At 40.8% G+C, this 375-nt stretch carries 1 protein-coding gene; it reads right to left on the reverse strand.

Going from position 1 to position 375, the window contains the following annotated elements; all coding sequences use genetic code 11:
• A partial coding sequence (locus LMC10_RS01300; RefSeq protein ID WP_324294079.1) for a group II intron maturase-specific domain-containing protein occupies positions 1-375 on the reverse strand: 375 nt, incomplete at both ends.

Below are 375 nucleotides of genomic sequence, written 5' to 3' on the forward strand. Positions count from 1 at the left end.
AACTTCTGTAAGTTAGTTACCTTAGTTTTAAACTTTTTCCATTGCTTCCAGATATACTGCCTTATTCGGACCCTCAACCACTTGTCGAGGCGTTGAATAAAGTTAGTTAGTTTCCCAATTGAGTAGTACTGAAGCCACCCACGCATTTTTCGATGAATTTCTTCAAACATTCTTGTCAGAGATATTCCACGATTACGTTTAGTTAATAACTTCAGTGCTTTCTTTACTCGTTGTTGCGATTGTTTAGCTGGACGGGCGTAGGCCCCATTGTGGTCTACACCCAACGAAAAGCCAAGAAACTTCAACCGTAGAGGGCTACCGACTTTGGTTTTATCTGGGTTCACTTTAACTTTCAAGCGCTTTTCTAGAAACTGG

The organism is Limosilactobacillus reuteri subsp. simiae, assembly GCF_020784875.1.
Classification (GTDB): domain Bacteria; phylum Bacillota; class Bacilli; order Lactobacillales; family Lactobacillaceae; genus Limosilactobacillus; species Limosilactobacillus reuteri_H.